This is a genomic window from Paenibacillus sanguinis 2301083 = DSM 16941 (assembly GCF_000374825.1).
GTDB lineage: Bacteria > Bacillota > Bacilli > Paenibacillales > Paenibacillaceae > Fontibacillus > Fontibacillus sanguinis.
On sequence record NZ_KB895403.1, the window covers coordinates 14449 to 32467 of the forward strand.

The 18019-nt window shown below is 51.7% G+C and carries 16 protein-coding genes and 2 rRNA genes; 1 reads left to right on the forward strand and 17 read right to left on the reverse strand.

What is annotated here, in order from left to right; genetic code table 11:
- Nucleotide 1: 1 nt before the first annotated feature.
- From rlmB to C557_RS0122030, 8 genes are all read right to left on the reverse strand, one after another.
- Complete coding sequence (gene rlmB / locus C557_RS0121990) at nt 2–754, reverse strand: 23S rRNA (guanosine(2251)-2'-O)-methyltransferase RlmB (RefSeq protein WP_018754012.1); 753 nt, start codon at nt 752–754, stop codon at nt 2–4.
- Nucleotides 755–808: 54 nt separating this feature from the next.
- Nucleotides 809–1387, reverse strand: a complete 579-nt coding sequence (locus tag C557_RS23945; protein ID WP_018754013.1) for a ribonuclease III domain-containing protein — start codon at nt 1385–1387, stop codon at nt 809–811.
- Entirely contained in the window at nt 1384–2790 is a 1407-nt protein-coding gene (gene cysS, locus C557_RS0122000; protein WP_018754014.1) for a cysteine--tRNA ligase, read from the reverse strand. Before cysS ends, C557_RS23945 begins: the two co-directional genes overlap by 4 nt.
- 54 nt (nt 2791–2844) lie before the next feature.
- Nucleotides 2845–3504, reverse strand: coding sequence for a serine O-acetyltransferase (gene cysE, locus C557_RS0122005; RefSeq protein ID WP_018754015.1), 660 nt, complete (start codon nt 3502–3504; stop codon nt 2845–2847).
- 456 nt (nt 3505–3960) lie between these two features.
- Nucleotides 3961–5424 carry a glutamate--tRNA ligase gene (gltX, locus tag C557_RS0122015; RefSeq protein ID WP_040677508.1) on the reverse strand — a complete coding sequence of 488 codons (1464 nt, stop codon included), beginning with the start codon at nt 5422–5424 and terminating at the stop codon, nt 3961–3963.
- Nucleotides 5425–5640: 216 nt separating this feature from the next.
- The gene (ispF, locus tag C557_RS0122020) at nt 5641–6129 is read right to left on the reverse strand and encodes a 2-C-methyl-D-erythritol 2,4-cyclodiphosphate synthase (RefSeq protein WP_018754018.1); all 489 of its coding nucleotides are present in this window, start codon (nt 6127–6129) and stop codon (nt 5641–5643) included.
- 88 nt (nt 6130–6217) lie between these two features.
- Nucleotides 6218–6922, reverse strand: a complete 705-nt coding sequence (gene ispD, locus C557_RS0122025; protein WP_018754019.1) for a 2-C-methyl-D-erythritol 4-phosphate cytidylyltransferase — start codon at nt 6920–6922, stop codon at nt 6218–6220.
- Nucleotides 6923–6985: 63 nt separating this feature from the next.
- Entirely contained in the window at nt 6986–8074 is a 1089-nt protein-coding gene (locus tag C557_RS0122030; RefSeq protein WP_018754020.1) for a PIN/TRAM domain-containing protein, read from the reverse strand.
- Between the two features lie 203 nt (nt 8075–8277).
- Here C557_RS0122030 and C557_RS0122035 point away from each other — a divergent pair, with 203 nt between their 5' ends.
- Complete coding sequence (locus C557_RS0122035; RefSeq protein ID WP_018754021.1) at nt 8278–8673, forward strand: nucleoside triphosphate pyrophosphohydrolase family protein; 396 nt, start codon at nt 8278–8280, stop codon at nt 8671–8673.
- 135 nt (nt 8674–8808) lie between these two features.
- Here C557_RS0122035 and pssA read toward each other — a convergent pair whose 3' ends face one another.
- The 9 genes from pssA to C557_RS0122085 all read right to left on the reverse strand — a co-directional run.
- Nucleotides 8809–9543 (reverse strand): CDP-diacylglycerol--serine O-phosphatidyltransferase, encoded by a 735-nt coding sequence (pssA, locus tag C557_RS0122040; protein WP_018754022.1) that lies wholly within the window; start codon nt 9541–9543, stop codon nt 8809–8811.
- Between the two features lie 50 nt (nt 9544–9593).
- On the reverse strand, nt 9594–10670 hold the full coding sequence (gene disA / locus C557_RS0122045) for a DNA integrity scanning diadenylate cyclase DisA (RefSeq protein ID WP_018754023.1): 1077 nt from the start codon (nt 10668–10670) through the stop codon (nt 9594–9596).
- Between the two features lie 13 nt (nt 10671–10683).
- Entirely contained in the window at nt 10684–12051 is a 1368-nt protein-coding gene (gene radA / locus C557_RS0122050; RefSeq protein WP_018754024.1) for a DNA repair protein RadA, read from the reverse strand.
- Nucleotides 12052–12529: 478 nt separating this feature from the next.
- Nucleotides 12530–14974: an ATP-dependent protease ATP-binding subunit ClpC gene (gene clpC, locus C557_RS0122055; protein WP_018754025.1), complete on the reverse strand. Its 2445-nt coding sequence runs from the start codon at nt 14972–14974 to the stop codon at nt 12530–12532.
- Nucleotides 14975–15005: 31 nt separating this feature from the next.
- Nucleotides 15006–16064, reverse strand: a complete 1059-nt coding sequence (locus C557_RS0122060) for a protein-arginine kinase McsB (protein WP_018754026.1) — start codon at nt 16062–16064, stop codon at nt 15006–15008.
- 12 nt (nt 16065–16076) lie between these two features.
- Entirely contained in the window at nt 16077–16601 is a 525-nt protein-coding gene (locus C557_RS0122065; RefSeq protein ID WP_018754027.1) for a protein-arginine kinase activator protein McsA, read from the reverse strand.
- Nucleotides 16602–16696: 95 nt separating this feature from the next.
- Complete coding sequence (locus C557_RS0122070) at nt 16697–17155, reverse strand: CtsR family transcriptional regulator (RefSeq protein ID WP_018754028.1); 459 nt, start codon at nt 17153–17155, stop codon at nt 16697–16699.
- A 273-nt stretch (nt 17156–17428) separates the two neighbouring features.
- Nucleotides 17429–17545 (reverse strand): 5S ribosomal RNA (gene rrf, locus C557_RS0122075).
- A gap of 214 nt (nt 17546–17759) precedes the next feature.
- A 23S ribosomal RNA gene (locus C557_RS0122085) occupies nt 17760–18019 on the reverse strand; the annotation flags it as partial.

The window sequence follows — 18019 nt, forward strand, 5'->3', positions numbered from 1 at the left end:
TTTATCCTTCAGCGCGTCGTCTGCGCAGTGCTTCATACATAATGACCCCTGCGGCTACCGAAGCGTTCAGAGAATTCAATCGGCCATTCATCGGCAGCTTTAACAGCAGATCGCAGGTCTCTCTTACCAAGCGGCCCATGCCCTTATTCTCATTGCCAATGACGATGGCTACCGGTCCTGTCAACACATTTCCGCCCTGGTACATCTCCTGCTTGGCAGCCACATCCGTACCCACAATCCATATCCCGGCTTCCTTCAAGCGTTCCATCGTCTGTACCAGATTGGTCACCCGCGCCACAGGAACATACTCCACTGCCCCCGCCGAGGTCTTGGACACCGTTGCAGTAACAGCGGCAGAACGACGCTTCGGAATGATAACACCGTGTACTCCCGTGCACTCCGCTGTACGCAATATCGAGCCCAGATTATGCGGGTCCTCGATCTCATCCAAAATCAGCAGGAACGGCGCTTCATCGCTCTCCTTCGCCTTGGCCAGCAAATCGTCCACCTCGGCATAGGCATAAGGAGCAACCTGGGCCACGACACCTTGATGCTGCAAGCCCGGGGCCAACTGATCCAGCTTCCTCTTATCCACGAACTGCACCACAATGCCATGCTTCTTCGCTTCGGCCACAATCGGCTGAGTCAGGTGCTTCTGCGCCCCCTCAGCCACCCATATTTTATTGATGGTTCGTCCGGCATTCAGCGCTTCAAGCAGCGAATGCTTACCGCCAATCCATTCTTGTTCCTCCATGTAAGTCCTCCTGAGGAGCTTCACTCTGCTTCATGCTCCAATTATAATATATTGCTACGATTTGCGATTATCCTCCAAATGAGCGAAGCCTTGCGCAATCAACAAACGAAGCCGGTCATGCTGCCCGTTGTAATAAAGAAAGCCGATCAGGCTTTCAAAGGCCGTCGCCTGACGATAGTCCTGCACACTGGCATTCTTGGGTATGGTGCCCGATTTGGCGTTGCGCCCCTGGCGCACGACATCCTTCTCGGCTTCCGTGAGCAGCGGCTCCACCAAGGCCAGCAATTGCGCTTGCGCCTTGGCCGAGACATACTTCGTTGACTCGCCATGCAGATGATGGGGCCGCAGGTTCAGGCGGGCCATCACGTGCTGACGCACGGCTACCTCATACACGGCGTCGCCGATGTAGGCAAGCGCAAGCGGAGGCAGAAGCCGCGCCGGCTTGGAGGGCGCGTCGGGGAACCAAAGCGGCGACAAGGCACCCGGCTCCGGCGTATTCTCGCCGCCGCTGGCTGGCGAGCTGCCGCCAGCAGCGGCTTCCAGCGCCAGCAGGCCGCCTTCTGCCTGCTGGCTGGCTTCTGCGGGCTGACTGGCTGCAGGTACTCCGCTGCTGTCCCGGTTAGGCCCGCTCATTTGCGCCGCCATCTCATACCTTGCGGCGTATCCTCAAGCACGATGCCGCGCTCATCGAGCAGATCGCGGATCTCATCGGCGCGAGCCCAATTCTTGGCCTTGCGCGCTTCGTTCCGTTCGGCAATCAGCGCCTCGATCTCCTCATTGGGCAGTTCTGTTTCGGGTGGCAAGGCAATCCGGAGCACACTGTTCATTTCCTCAAACAGCGCGAGTGCTGCTTCAAGCTCACCCCGGCTGACTACGGGCTGTTGCAGCAGCGTGTTCACTTCACTCACCCACTCGAAGACCGCCGTAATGGCATCCGGTGTGTTGAAGTCGTCCTGCATTTTCGCATGGAACAACTTGCGTACCGTCTCCATCTTGGCCTGCCATTCCGGCGTCGCCTGCTCACCGCCGCTCTGGAAGGCAGCACCAAGACGATGGCGCAGATTGTTCACTGCATTACTGATTCGCTCCACGCTCCGCTCCGCCTGCTGCATGATCTCCTCGGTAAAATTCAGCGGATTGCGGTAGTGAGTTGATAACATAAAATAGCGAATGGCTTCCAGCTTATACCGGGTACGCAAATCCTTGACCAGAATACCATTGCCAAGCGACTTCGACATCTTCTCCCCGCCGATATTAATATACCCGTTGTGCATCCAGTAGTTGGCCAGCGGCTTGCCGGTAACCGCCTCGGATTGAGCCACCTCACACTCATGGTGCGGGAACTGCAAGTCCTGGCCCCCGCCATGGATATCCAAAGTGTCCCCCAGCAATTGCCGGGACATCGCCGAGCATTCGATATGCCAGCCCGGCCGCCCTTCTCCCCAAGGGCTGCTCCAGTGAATCTCACCGGGTTTGGCCGCTTTCCATAGCACGAAATCCTCCGGACTTTCCTTGCGATCATCAACATCAATGCGAATACCAAATTGCAGCTCGCCGATATTTTGACCGGATAACTTGCCATATTCGGAGAATTTGTGAGTACGGTAAAATACATCTCCTCCGCGCTCGTAAGCATATCCCTTTTGCTCCAGGTCACGGATAAAATCGATAATCACATTCATATTATCCGTCACCCGCGGATTAGCGGTAGCACGAGGAATTCCAAGCCCATCCAAATCCTCATAATACGCCTGAATGAACATCTCGGCCACCTCGGGAACCGTTGTATTCATCTCTTCCGCCTTGCGAATCAATTTATCATCGACATCCGTAAAGTTAACCACATAATTCACTTTGTATTGTAGATTCTCCAAATAGCTGCGGACCACGTCAAAGAAAATCATAGGCCGTGCATTCCCGATATGGATATACCCGTAAACCGTCGGCCCGCAGACGTACATATTCACTTCCCCCGGGTTCAGACTGACAAACTCTTCCTTCTTGCGGGTAAGGGTGTTATAGATATTTAATGCCATAAATTAATGTTCCTTTCAGTGTAAATTTCAAGAGTCTTCACCGGCTATGCCTTTTTATTTCTCGCTGGGAGCTTCCTTGCGAAGCCGCTGATTCAATTCCAGGATTTCGTTACGTAACTGCTCGATTTCACGATGCATCTCGCGCATCGTATCGACCACGGGATCGGGCAGTTGATGATCGAGCCGATCCAGACGCTTGCCATGCTGGCGCACGACTTTGCCCGGAATGCCAACCACGGTACTCCCCGCGGGCACCTCCTTCAGTACAACCGAATTGGCCCCGATATTGGCCTGGTCGCCAATTTTGAACGAGCCAAGCACCTTGGCTCCAGAACCAATCACCACATTATCGCCGACGGTCGGATGACGCTTCCCCTTTTCTTTTCCGCTGCCGCCAAGCGTGACTCCCTGATAGATAACCACATCATCGCCTATTTCGCAAGTTTCCCCGATCACGACCCCCATGCCGTGGTCGATGAACAAGCGATTGCCGATTTGCGCCCCCGGATGAATCTCGATGCCCGTCATAAAGCGGCTGGCCTGTGAAATCATGCGTGCAATCGTAAACCAGCGCCGACGATAAAAGAAATGCGCAATCCGGTGGTTCCAAATGGCATGCAGGCCGGAATAGGTGAAAATTACCTCAAACCAGCTTCTGGCCGCCGGGTCATTGTCAAAGACGGCCTGAATATCGGATTTGATCGTTTTAAACATCGTCTCCCCCACCTTCTTGCCCGCCTTCATTCAAAAAAAGAATGCCCTTGCAGCTATCGCTGCAAAGGCATCCTGATGACGCGGTTCCACTTTGCTTTGGACGGAATCAGGCCTGTGGCCAAGTTCCCTCTCTCTTACGTCCTTAACGCGGACGAAACGGCGGATACTACCTCGCGCTTCATGCACGTGCTCGCATCCGCGGCTCCCGGGCGCATTTCCCCCAGCTCCATATCCGGATAACTCTCAGCCTGGATGTCCTCGTGGCGGTCCGCACCGAAGGGTCCCCGGTTATCCTCTCTGGTTGATACGGCTCTACTGGTGTACTTCTCCCGATCTATGCCTATAAGAAGGCGGCCTAAGCGGCGGCCTCTGAATATCATAATGATGTACTGCCTTTATATTACCTAAAGGCCATGCAACTGACAAGCCTGATTTGCCAAGGGTTCCAACTCTCGCTTACAATGCGGCCATCCGAGCTTGCAGACGAGCTATGACTTTATCACGGCCCAATAGATGGAGGGTTTTGTTCAGATCCCGCCCATGCATTTGCCCTGTCAGCGCTACACGAATCGGCATGAACAATCCCTTGCCCTTTACGCCGGTCTCCTTCTGCACTTCTTTGATCGCTGCGGCTATGTGTTCTGCATCGAAGTTAGCCAGGGCCTCAGCCTTGGCCAGAAATGCACCAAGCACTGCTCCAACCTGAGGGTCGCCCAAAATAGCCTCGCCTTCCGCATCTATCTCCAGTTCGCTGCGGAAGAACATCTCGGATAACTCTACAATATCCGAAGCTGCGGTCATTTGTTCCTGGTACAAGGCAACCAGTTCCTTCGCCCAGGCCGCAAGCTCCGAACTTAACTCGCCGGGAAGACGCCCGGCCTTCTGCAGATGCGGAATCGCCAGAGCTGCAATGCGTTCCGGATCAGCATTTTTGATGTAATGGTTATTTAAGTGAGCCAGCTTGTTCTTGTCAAAAACGGCCGGGCTGCGGGACAATCGACTTGCATCAAAAATGGAAATTAATTCTTCCTTGGTGAAGAACTCTTCTTCCCCTTCCGGCGACCAGCCGAGTAAGGCGATGAAATTAAACAAGGCTTCAGGAAGATATCCAAGCTGATCATACTGCTCAAGGAACTGAATAACCGATTCGTCGCGTTTGCTCAGCTTCTTGTGATTATCCCCCACAATCAGTGTCATGTGCCCGAATACCGGCGGCTCCCAGCCAAAGGCATCGTAAATCATAAGCTGCCGGGGCGTGTTGGAGACATGGTCTTCCCCCCGGAGCACGTGAGTGATGTTCATCAAATGATCGTCGAGCACCACCGCGAAGTTGTAGGTAGGGATGCCATCCTTTTTGACGATAACAAAGTCACCACTAACATCAGACTCGAAAGAGATCGGTCCTTTGACCAGATCGTCGAATGTAAATGTCCGGCCTTCCGGTACACGGAAGCGAATGCTATACGGGCGACCTTCCGCTTCAAAAGCAGCAATCTGCTCTGAAGTCAGGTTGCGATGCTTGCCGGAATAACGCGGGGTCTCCCCGCGAGCAGCCTGCTCCTCGCGCTCCTTCTCCAATTCTTCTTCCGTACAATAACAGCGGTAAGCTAGCCCACGGTCCAGCAAATCCTGAACCAGCGGACGATACAAATCAAGGCGCTCCGTTTGACGATATGGACCATAGTCCCCCCCGACATCCACGCTCTCATCCCAATCGATCCCGAGCCACTTCAGGTAAGTAAGCTGGTTCTCTTCCCCACCGGCTACGTTACGCTTCATGTCCGTATCCTCGATCCGGATTATAAACTTCCCACCATGATGTCTGGCAAACAAATAATTAAATAACGCCGTTCTGGCATTTCCGATATGTAAATGACCCGTCGGACTTGGTGCATAACGCACCCGAACTTCTGCCAAGATTATCCCTCCCGTTAATCAACCTCTACAAGTGACCTCTACAAGTTTACGTTCAAAAAGTCGGGTTTTCGATTGGATGAAGCCAGGAACTGAGTAGCGGAGCGTACGTAGTGGGTACGTGAGCAACGGAAGTCCCGGTTGAATTCAAGATTCGATGTCGAATCCACTTCTCGAACAGCTTCGTCCTGGGAAGACGACTTTTTGAACTACCTTACAAGTTTATGATGATATCACATTTGAAACTAAACAGACAATGCACTGTGCCGCAATGCCCTCGCCCCGTCCGGTGAATCCAAGCTGCTCGGTCGTGGTCGCCTTGACATTGATCCGTTCCGGCTCGGTCCCCAGTGTCCTGGCAATCACCTCCACCATTTGCGGGATATAAGGCGCCATTTTAGGCTTCTGGGCAATCAGGGTGGCATCAAGATTCCCCATGCTGTATCCTCTGTCTTCCGCCATCTTCCAAACCTCCTTCAGAAGTACAACGCTGTCCGCATCCTTGAATGCAGGGTCGGTATCCGGAAAATGACGTCCGATATCTCCAAGCCCCAACGCCCCCAAAATGGCATCACTTATCGCATGAAGCAATACGTCAGCATCGGAATGGCCCAATAGCCCCTTCTCGTAAGGAATCTCTACGCCCCCGATGATGCACGGCCTGTCCTCTACCAACTGGTGCACGTCAAAGCCTTGTCCTACCTTTAACATATGCTAAATCCTCTCCCTGATATATAAATTTATGTCTATTCTAGTTCAACTTATAGAGGTAGTTCAAAAAGTCGTCTCTGTCCCTAGCTTATAGCTGGCGCTGCTGCTGACGAAGAAAAGCCGCATAATCCAAATCCTCAGGTGTTGTCAGCTTGATGTTGCGGTAATCTCCCTCCACCAGCTTGACCCGAATGCCCAGGCGTTCCACCAGCATGGAGTCGTCCGTACCTACAAAGCCCTCCGCCTCCGCTTGCTCATGAGCCGCAAGCAAATCCTTCAAGCGGAAAGCCTGCGGGGTCTGAACAGACCATAGCTGGCGGCGATCCAGGGTAGAGACTACCCACTCCTGCCCGTCTGCCTGCTTGATCGTATCCTTCACCGGTACGGCCAGCACGGCCGCACCATGTGCCTTCACCGCCTTACAGCAAGCGGTAATATGCTCGACTGCAACAAAAGGGCGGACGCCGTCATGCACCAGTACCCAAGGCGTGCTAAGCTGTAGCAATCCCTGGTATACCGAATGCTGACGCTCGGCGCCGCCCGAAATAACTTTTATTTGGCCTCGCATTCCATATTCAGCAATCCACGCCCTGCAACGGTCCACATCCTGCTCACCCGTTACCAGCACGATTTGTGAAATCAGCGGATGGCGGTCAAACGCCTCCAGCGTATGAATGATGACCGGCTTGTTCTCCAGCATAAGGTACTGCTTGCTTTCCGCCGTGCCCATGCGCGTTCCGCGGCCCGCCGCCACTACGATGACTCCAATATCGCCATTTGCTTGTAACTCCACGTTCTGCCTCACCCTTGCCCGAAAGTAAATGCGACTGGACGCATTTACTCCCATCATACCGAATTACTGGGCTTTTTCCAACAGTTTTGGCTTGGCAAAAATCATTCGTCCCGCCGAGGTCTGCAATACACTGGTGACCAGCACCTCCGTAATGCTGCCGATATAGTCGCGACCGCCCTCCACGACAATCATCGTTCCATCGTCCAGATAGGCCACCCCTTGCCCGTGTTCCTTGCCATCCTTGATCACCTGAACCATAATTTCCTCGCCCGGCAGCACAACCGGCTTCACGGCATTGGCCAAATCATTAATGTTCAGCACCGACACCCCCTGAAGCTCACACACCTTATTTAGGTTGAAATCATTCGTCACCACTTTTCCCGGGAGCACCTTCGCCAGCTTGACCAGCTTGCTGTCCACCTCGGAAATATCCTCAAAGTCCCCTTCATAAATCATGACCTTCACGTCCAGTTCCTTCTGAATCTTGTTCAGAATATCCAACCCGCGGCGCCCACGATTTCGCTTCAACAAATCCGAAGAGTCAGCAATATGCTGCAATTCCTCCAGCACGAACTCGGGAATGACGATCGTTCCTTCGATAAATCCCGTCTTGCAGATGTCTGCAATGCGGCCATCGATGATGACGCTCGTATCCAGAATTTTATGTTCCTCCGACCAGTGCTCTTCGTCTGCCCCGGTTCCTCCCCAAGCTCCCGACTTCCAGAGCAAGGATAATTCTTCCTTCTTCGCTAAGCCAACGCTTAGCCCTATGTAGCCCAGTAAGGCAGAAGCCGTAAACCGGGCCAAGCTTTCCAAATCTCCAAGCCAAGACAACAGGGGATAGACCGTTAAAGAAAGAAGAAGTCCCGCAGTCAGACCGACCGCACCGGCCGTCATCTCATTCATTGGAATTTGCGTTAAGGCCGCTACCCACGATTTTACTTTGGAAGATACGACGTCTGCTGCCAAAGAGAACAGAAACAAGAACAGAAAAGCACCAGCCGCTGCCCATAATAAGTTCGCCACTACGGGGTGCAGCTCACGGAACCAGTTCTGTAAGGCCTCTGGCATAATTCCCAGCAAGCCGCCGGTCGTATAGCCGAGCCAGGCTCCGAACAAACCGGACAACATCAGCAAATATTTTTTCAGCACGCCCTTCTCCACCTCCTGAATAAGTATTTTCTTTAGCCAGTATGAACCAAATATTGGATACATAATCGGAGAAGGCCTAACTTTTTTGACGAAAAAATAGGCAGAAGCCGCAAGAGCCGCTCATGTTATGGCATTTCAGGTTGATATCGGAGGAATAGGTGGAATATAATGAACTCAATTCATAATATTGAGGTGGATGGAAAATGAGTGCACCAAGCCTTCAATCTTTTCAAGAACAAGTGTCTGAATTGTTGCTCCGTCACCGCAGTCTGCTAGATGTCCTGTCCAAAATGGGACAAACCAATGCCTCGGCCGTTCGTTCAGTGACCAAGTCTGTGACGGAATGCGGGTGCATCGAATTGCATGCAACCAGGCAGGATTTTGAGCCCGGTCTGGATTTAGAACAAGCCAAGGAGACCATCGCCAAGCATGTGCAGGGCGAGCTTTGCGAGAATTGCCGGGATGCTATTGCGGCTGAGCTTGGACGCAACCTTTTCTATATGTCGGCCCTCTGCAACCTGCTGGACATCGATATGCAAGAAATTATGGAGCAGGAATCGCAGAAATGTGCCACACTGGGTCTGTTTAATCTGTCGTAAGAGCTTGCCGGACATTAAAGAACATACCAAAAAGGCATCGATCTTTTCCCCTGTGGGAAGATCATGCCTTTTTTAGGCTTTTTATGATCATGACCATGTAAAATCTGCGGATAAACCTGACGGCAAAAAGAGCAATCAGCGTTTGGAGTGATACCCCTCTTCTTCATCCGTTTTGTCATCTTGCCGACGTTTGCGGCGAACCAGGCGCTTTATGTTCTGATTAAATCCGTACAACGCATAGACCACTAATGGGATAAAGATGAGTTTGGCCATTTGATCGGGAAAAATCACCGCAATGACTACGGCAAAAATAACCACCAGCGGTGCGTACGCCACGGCCCTTTTCGGCAAGCCGATCTTCTTGAAGTTAGGATATTTAACGGTGCTAATCATCAAATAAGAGAGCAGAAGCATCGATACTACAAAATAGGGAGCCGTAAATTCCTGGTAAAACAGCGATAAGGTAGCCAGCACACCTCCGGCTGCAGGAATAGGCAAGCCAATAAAGTATCCGGGCGTTTCCTTCTGAACGTTAAACCGGGCTAATCTCAGTGCTCCGCAAAGCGGAAAAATCGCCGTCACGGCCCAAGCCATTCCCATGGGAATGCTATGAAAGGAAATCAGATACATAATCAAAGCGGGAGCAATCCCAAACGAAATGATGTCCGATAAGGAATCCAGTTCTTTGCCGAATTCGCTTTGGGCATTAAGCGCCCTTGCCACCCGTCCATCCAGACCATCCAGCAGCATGGCGACGATAACCATAATGGCAGCCAAACTAAAGCGTTCCTCTGTCGCCAAAATGATAGCCAGCATGCCGAGAACCATGTTTCCTAACGTGAACAGACTTGGAATTGACTTCGTAATCATCTCTTCACCTCGAATAAATATTCATTAACCATCCATTGATGATAGGTGATTTAAATTTGTCTGTCAATGAACACTTGCTCTTGAAGACGCTTGAGCCCTTCCTTGATCGCGCGGGCACGAACCTCTCCAATTCCGTCTACTTCATCCAATTCCTCAATGCTGGCCATCATTACCCGGGGCAATTCCTCGAACCGTTCCACCAGATTATGGATGATGACATTGGGCAGCCGCGGTATCTTGTTCAGCACCCGGTAGCCCCGTGGCGAGATCAATTCCTCTGAGGTCGCCGCCGAGGATGGATACCCCAGCAGCTTCGTGATGTGAACATCGTCCAGCAATTCATCATCGGTAGAACGCTTGAGACCGAGAATAATCTCTCGAATGGCCTCATCATGGCCTTCCTTGGCATAATCCTTGTACAGCAGCCAGGCCTCTTCCTCCATGTTGCTGACCAGTTCCTCCATCTGCATGCTGATCAACCGGCCTTCCGTACCCAATTCATTGATAAACCGCTTAATCTCCAGTTTGATCCGGATGACCATTTCCACCCGCTGAATGACATTGATGACCTCGGGCAAGGAGACCAATTCCTCAAATTCGGATGCCGTCAGGTTGGTAAGAGCCTGGTTCAACACGGCACGATACTTCTCCAATGTCTGAATAGCCTGATTGGCCTTCGTCAGGATAACACCGATTTCCTTCAGGGCATAACGTAATCCTCCTTGGTACAGGGTGATGATATTACGCCGCTGCGAAATAGACACGACCAGCTTCCCTGTCTGCTTGGCGACCCGTTCCGCCGTGCGGTGTCGAATCCCGGTCTCTGCGGAAGCAATCGAGGAATCCGGAATCAGTTGAGTGTTCGCATACAAAATCCGTTTCAAATCTTCGCTGAGAATGATCGCTCCATCCATCTTTGCCAGTTCATAAAGATAGTTTGGGGAGAAATCACAGTTGATGGAGAAGCCCCCTTCGACGACCTCCATCACCTCAGGGCTGTAGCCGACAACGATCAACCCGCCGGTCTTCGCCCGCAAAACATTCTCCAGCCCGTCGCGAAAATGCGTCCCCGGGGCTACAAGCCTCAGCAAATCGTTCATTTTCTCTCCATGAGTAGTTTCTTTCATCAATTAATGCCCCCTAATCTAACGCGACAGCTAGCGCATCTGCAACGGTATTAACTCCTACTAATTTAATCCCTTGTGGTGCCTTCCATCCCTTCATACTCTTCTCCGGCAAAATGACCCGTTTGAAGCCAAGCTTGGCTGCTTCCTTCACCCGTTGTTCCGCTCGGGAGACCCCCCGCACCTCTCCAGTCAAGCCTACTTCTCCGAAAATGACGTCGTGGGGCTTGGTCGGAATATCACGGAAGCTGGATGCTACACTCACCGCAATGGCCAGATCGACCGCCGGCTCATCCAGCTTCACCCCGCCGGCCAAATTGACATAGGCGTCCTGATTCTGCAGGAACATGCCCATGCGCTTCTCCAGAACAGCGATAATCAGATTCATCCGCTGGTGATCTACCCCGGTCGCCATTCTCCGTGGAGAAGGGAAGTGCGTGGCCGCAATTAAAGCCTGCAATTCCACCAGAATAGGCCTGGTGCCTTCCATACTGGCGACTACAGTAGAGCCAGCCACGCCCAGCGGACGTTCCGACAGGAACAACTCTGAAGGATTGGCCACCTCTGTCAGGCCGGCTTCGTTCATTTCAAAGATGCCGATCTCATTGGTCGAGCCAAAGCGGTTCTTGACGGCCCGGAGTAACCGGTAGGAATGATGACGCTCCCCCTCGAAGTAAAGCACACAATCCACCATATGCTCCAGAAGCCTTGGACCGGCAATGGCGCCCTCCTTGGTAACATGGCCTACAAGTACGGTAGCAATTCCTTGCCCCTTGGCAATTCGCATAAACCGGGCTGTACATTCGCGGACCTGAGATACACTTCCGGGTGCGCTAGTGACTTCCGGCAAATATACCGTCTGAATCGAGTCAATGACCAGGAAGTCCGGCTTCACCATTTCAATCGCTGCTTCGATCGCATCCATACTGCTCTCACATAACACGAACAGCTCCGGAGACAAGGCGCCTAGCCGCTCCGCCCGCAGCTTGGTTTGACGAACGGATTCTTCCCCCGATATATATAGCACTTTAAGACCAGTGCGAGCCATTTCATGGGAGGTCTGCAGCAGCAAGGTCGACTTGCCAATACCCGGATCGCCGCCAACAAGCACTAACGATCCAGGAACCACACCACCACCAAGCACCCGGTTCAATTCGCCAATGCCCGTTTGAATACGCGGCTCCTTGCCGCTTTCTATATTTATGATCGATTGCGGTGTTTCTTTCGCATGAAATAATCCAGAATTCATTCCCTGGGTCTTGACGGTCTTCTCGATCTCCTCCGTCATGGAATTCCACGCCCCGCAGCCCGGACACTTGCCGTACCATTTCGGCGACTCATAGCCGCATTCATTACAGAGAAACTTTGTTTTTACTTTAACCATTTCCCGCTCCTTCTCACGTATGCAAAATTTTCCGGGCTGTGGATTTCAATCCGACTCCATGACTCAAATTTTACCACCCTTTCAGCTTTCTCGAAAGTCATTCAGCAAGTCTACGGCCCAGAGCCGGGTATTTAGGAGCAGGTTATAAAAAACAGCCCAAAGCATCGCTTAGGAAGCTGCCTTTTATCTATTTCATCGGCAAAAAGGTTAATTTTTTGTAGTATTTTCAGCTAATTAGTTTCCATTTTTTGTACCAACTGCAATATGATTGATACGTTGCGCCTTTCTCGTTGTTCGCGTGGCTGTAGCGCTACTGAAAGGCAGGATATCCGTTCGTCCTGATTGCTCGGTATATCTTGGCCAATGGCACCGCTATAGCTGTAACCTGTTCCCGTTCAATCGAAGCATCATCATATCCGCCATTATCTCAAATTACAGAAAGGACCTGCAAATATTTGCAGGTCCCGGAGAATCTTGCTTATGCGTTTTTGGAAAAAGCACCTGTGCGTTCTACAACTAGCGTACCGTTGTCCTCATCGATAGTCAACGAGTCACCCTTCTTCACGTTGCCGGTCAGCAGTTCTTCGGACAGACGGTCCTCGATGTACTTCTGAATGGCCCGACGCAGTGGACGTGCACCGTAAGCAGGGTCGAAGCCTTCCTTGGCCAGGAACGCCTTGGCTTTGTCAGTCAGCGTAAAGTCCACATCAAATTCATGCAGCCGTCTGCGCAGCTCTTCGGACATAAGGGACACAATCTGCCCAATGTGCGATTCCTCCAGAGAATGGAACACGATGCTCTCGTCGATCCGGTTCAGGAATTCCGGACGGAAGTTCTTCTTCAGCTCCTCCATCACTTTGCCCTTCATGTTCTCGTAGTCCGCACCAGCATCCTGCACCGCCGTGAAGCCAAGACGTGTATTGCGCTTGATAGCTTCAGCCCCAACGTTCGAGGTGAGGATAATCAGTGTGTTGCGGAAATCGACCACGCGGCCCTTGGAATCGGTCAGACGGCCATCCTCCAGCACTTGCAGCAAGATGTTGAATACTTCAGGATGCGCCTTCTCAATTTCATCCAGCAATACAACCGAGTATGGCTTGCGGCGTACCTTTTCTGTCAATTGACCGCCTTCTTCATAACCAACATACCCCGGAGGCGCTCCCACCAGACGAGCGGTGGAATGCTTCTCCATATATTCGGACATATCGATCCGAATCACGGCGTTCTCATCGCCAAACATCGCTTCTGCCAAGGCCCTTGCCAACTCGGTTTTACCAACCCCTGTTGGTCCCAGGAAGATGAAGGAACCCATCGGCCGCTTCGGATCTTTAAGCCCGGCGCGAGCACGGCGAATGGCCCGGCTAACCGCCTTGACCGCTTCATCTTGGCCAATTACACGCTCATGCAGAATTTGTTCCATGTTCAGCAAACGCTCGGTTTCTTCTTCCTTCAGCTTGCTGACCGGGATTCCCGTCCAGCTAGCAACGACTTGGGCGATATCCTCTGGCGTAACCTCGGAGTCAGTACGACCTTGCTTTTCCTTCCACTGGTTCTTGGTCACGTCCAGTTCCTCGCGAATCTTCTGTTCGGTATCGCGCAGAGCTGCCGCCTTCTCGAACTCCTGGCTTTGCACCGCAGCATCCTTCTCCTTGCGAATATCCTCCAGACGACTCTCCAGTTGCTTGAGGTTTGGCGGTACTGTATACGAATTCAGCCTTACCTTGGAGCCTGCCTCATCGATCAGGTCAATAGCCTTATCTGGCAGGAACCGATCCTGAATATAACGGTCTGAGAGCTTCACTGCCTGGTCAATCGCTTCATCTGTAATCTTCACACGGTGATGCGCTTCATAGCGGTCGCGCAGCCCATGCAGGATTTGAATGGCTTCCTCCACCGATGGCTGATCCACCGTAATCGGCTGGAAGCGGCGTTCCAGAGCAGCGTCCTTCTCGATGTATTTGCGGTATTCATCCAGCGTCGTGGCGCCAATGCATTGCAGCTCGCCCCGAGCCAGTGCCGGCTTCAAGATATTTGAAGCGTCGATGGCTCCTTCGGCTCCACCCGCTCCGATCAAGGTATGCAATTCGTCGATGAACAAGATAATATTACCGGCCTGACGAATCTCATCCATGATCTTCTTCAATCGATCTTCAAACTCACCGCGATATTTGGTGCCGGCTACAACAGAGCCCATATCCAGGGTCATAACCCGCTTGTCGCGAAGTGTTTCCGGAATTTCATTATTAATAATCTTCTGAGCCAAGCCCTCGGCAATCGCCGTTTTACCAACACCAGGTTCACCGATGAGCACCGGGTTGTTCTTGGTCCGGCGGCTGAGTACTTGAATGACCCGTTCAATCTCCTTACTGCGACCGATGACCGGATCGAGATTCCCCTCTTTGGCAGAAGCCGTCAAATCGCGGGCCAGACTATCCAGGGTAGGCGTGTTAACGTTAGCTGGAGCGCCGTGATGGCTGGATACCGCTTCACTGCTACCCAACAATTGCAGCACTTGCTGCCGTGCCTTGTTCAGGCTGATGCCCAAGTTATTTAATACACGGGCGGCTACGCCTTCCCCTTCACGAATCAAACCGAGCAAAATATGCTCCGTGCCTACGTAAGTATGGCCAAGCTTGCGCGCTTCGTCCATGGACAACTCGATAACCTTCTTGGCGCGAGGCGTATAAGCAATATTCGTTGGTTGCTCCTGACCGCGGCCAATCAGCGTTTCTACTTCATCTTGTATTTTCTCAAGGCCCAGACCAAGTCCAATCAGCGCCTTCGCCGCGATTCCTTCGCCCTCGCGAATCAGTCCAAGTAATACATGTTCTGTTCCGATATTGTTATGCCCCAGTCTTACCGCTTCCTCTTGGGCTAGTGCCAGTACCTTCTGGGCGCGTTCCGTAAATCTTCCAAACATCATCTCTCAACACCTCCATAGTTAGTTCTAACCGTTAATTCCCCATTCTCTCCCGAATGAGCTTGGCACGGTACATGTCTCGTTCTGCGGGTGACATGCCGTTATTAAATTTCTTCTGTAGAAAACCAGGCTGCGTCAGCACATTAAGCTCGTTTAGCGTTTGCGCCGGCACCTTGTCGATGAGACCAAGGTCTACACCGAGACGAACATCGGATAACCGCTGGGCCGCTTCCTTCGAGTCGATGATGAAGGCATGTGACAGAATCCCGTAAGACCGCATCACACGATCCAGCATTCGCGGCCGTGATTCGGTAATCAGCTTCTCTCTGGCCGTCTTCTCGTGCTGTATGATCTGCAAAACGACGCCATACAAATTCTCAATAATCTCGGCTTCGCTTTGTCCTAGTGTAATCTGATTTGAGATTTGAAACAAATTACCCAGCGTCTCGCTTCCCTCTCCATAAATACCCCGCACCGTGAGCCCGACTTGCGACACCGCTGACAAGATGCGACCGATTTGCTGGGTGAGCACCAAGGCAGGCAAATGCATCATAACTGAAGCCCGGAGTCCTGTGCCGACATTTGTCGGACAACTGGTCAAATAGCCGCGATGATCGTCGAAGGCATAATCGACATGCGCCTCAAAGATATCGTCAATCTCCGTGGCTTTCTCCCAAGCCTCCTGAATTTGCAACCCTGGATATAAGCATTGAATACGCAGATGATCCTCTTCGTTAATCATGATACTGAGACTTTCATCTTCACTGATGAAAGCTGCGCCATTTCTGGAATCCGTAGCCAGGTTCGGACTAATCAGGTGCTTTTCAACCAGTACCCTCTTATCTAAATCATCCAAATCTGTAATCAACAAGGGGTACAATGGGCCATAGGCCGCAAACTGCTCATCCGTGAGTGCCTGCTGCAATTGCTCCAGCACTTCCTCCGACTGCCGGTTGGTGGACAGCATGGGAAAAGGATGGTGCAGCATATTACGGGCAATTCTCACCCGGCTGCTCATAACGATGTCAGATTCCCTGCCCTCCCGGCTCATCCATTCGCTAAGTGGCTGTTCTGTAAATCGGAGATTTGTCATCATGCATCCCTCCTACTCGGCAGACATATTTTTTTCGAGCTCACGAATCTGATCCCGCAGCGCCGCTGCCGCTTCGAATTCTTCTTGCACAATTCGCTGCTGAAGCTCCTGGCGGAGATTATCAAGCTTGCGCTTGAACTGAATGTGCCCGCCGGAGCGCTTTGGAATTTTACCGACGTGAACGGTATTACCGTGTACTTTTTTGAACAAAGGATCTAGTCGATCATTAAAATATTTATAACATGAACTACAGCCAAAACGTCCGATTTTGCTGAACTGCGAATAGGTCATGCCGCATTCTTCACAGCGTAAATGCTCAGGAGGTTTCGTTCCCGAGATCAACCCCTTATTAGCCGGACTAAAATCAAGGAAGCCGGATAACAGGTTATGAATGGAAAAACCGCCGGAGGTTCCCGGAATCAGTTCTCCCTTCTCTCTTGCGCAGCTTTCGCAAATATGAAATTCTGTTTTCTCCCCATTGACGATCTTCGTGAAATGCAAGGTCGCGGGGCGTTTACCGCATTCTTGGCATTGCATGGATGACCCTCCTCTAATACTGGATAGACTGGGTAACCTTATCCGTCCGGTGAACCCGGGAGATATACTGCTCCTGTTCACCGCACTTGGGGAACCTAGCTTAACAAAGAAATCAGCATCGCCTTCATCATTCGCGCCCGGATTTGATCCCGATACGGCAGTTTAACCATAAGCACATCCCGGGAAACAACTGAACGCATCAGGGCAGCCTCTCTCCGGCTTAAGAAACGGGCTTCCTCCAACTGGTAGATCAGCCCTTCGGCTGCAGACTGTCCAATTTCATTCCCGATGGTTTCATGCAGGTGCGTATGCAGCGATACGGGGCCCGGAAGTTCTATCCGCCGAATTCGCACATAACCGCCACCGCCACGCTTGCTCTCAACAAGATATCCCTTCTCTACCGTAAAGCGGGTGCTGATCACATAATTGATTTGCGATGGCACGCAGGAGAATTGGTCGGCAAGATCATTGCGCTGAATTTCAATCATGCCTTCAGGACTTTCATGCAGAACACTCTTTAGATATTTTTCGATAATATCGGAGATATTACGCATCACTCATCCATCCTCCATCAATCCTAACGTGGTATTCTTGTTGTGTTGACTTTGACTTTCTTTGACTTTATAAATATTATACCACAGATTGTTGATTTGCCAAGAGGGTGAAGCTATTTCGTTAATTCAGTGTGAACGTGCTGGGATTAAAATATTCCCGGATTCTAAAAATGACTCATCAAGACTATATAACTGTTGTTCGCAGAACCTTTGGATAGGCTAATAAACACAAAAAGCACCACCGACTTGTAATCGGCAGTGCTTCTCGTCTTTGCTTGGCAACGTCCTACTCTCCCAGGACCCTTCGGTCCAAGTACCATCGGCGCTGGAGGGCTTAACGGTCGTGTTCGGGATGGGTACGTGTGGAACCCCTCCGCCATCGCCACCAAACATGATTTTTGCTGCCTCCGCTTCCTCGCTCTGCTCCAGCAAAAGATCAGACCCTGGAAAGGACATGCAGCTTCAAATCGGTACTCAGGAATCTTGCTCCCTGAAAACTGGATACGAAACGAATTTGCGAATTAGCCCCTACTTCATGTTTCGGGGTCCCCGCAAAGTAATCGGAATCAGCTTCAACGCTGTTCTTCACTTTGTGGGGTGATTTTTGGATAAGCCCTCGACCGATTAGTACCTGTCAGCTCCATACATTGCTGTACTTCCACCTCAGGCCTATCAACCTCGTCGTCTTCAAGGGGTCTTACTAAATTGGGAAATCTCATCTTGAGGGGGGCTTCACGCTTAGATGCTTTCAGCGCTTATCCCTTCCGCACTTAGCTACCCAGCTATGCTCCTGGCGGAACAACTGGTACACCAGCGGTGCGTCCATCCCGGTCCTCTCGTACTAAGGACAGCTCCTCTCAAATT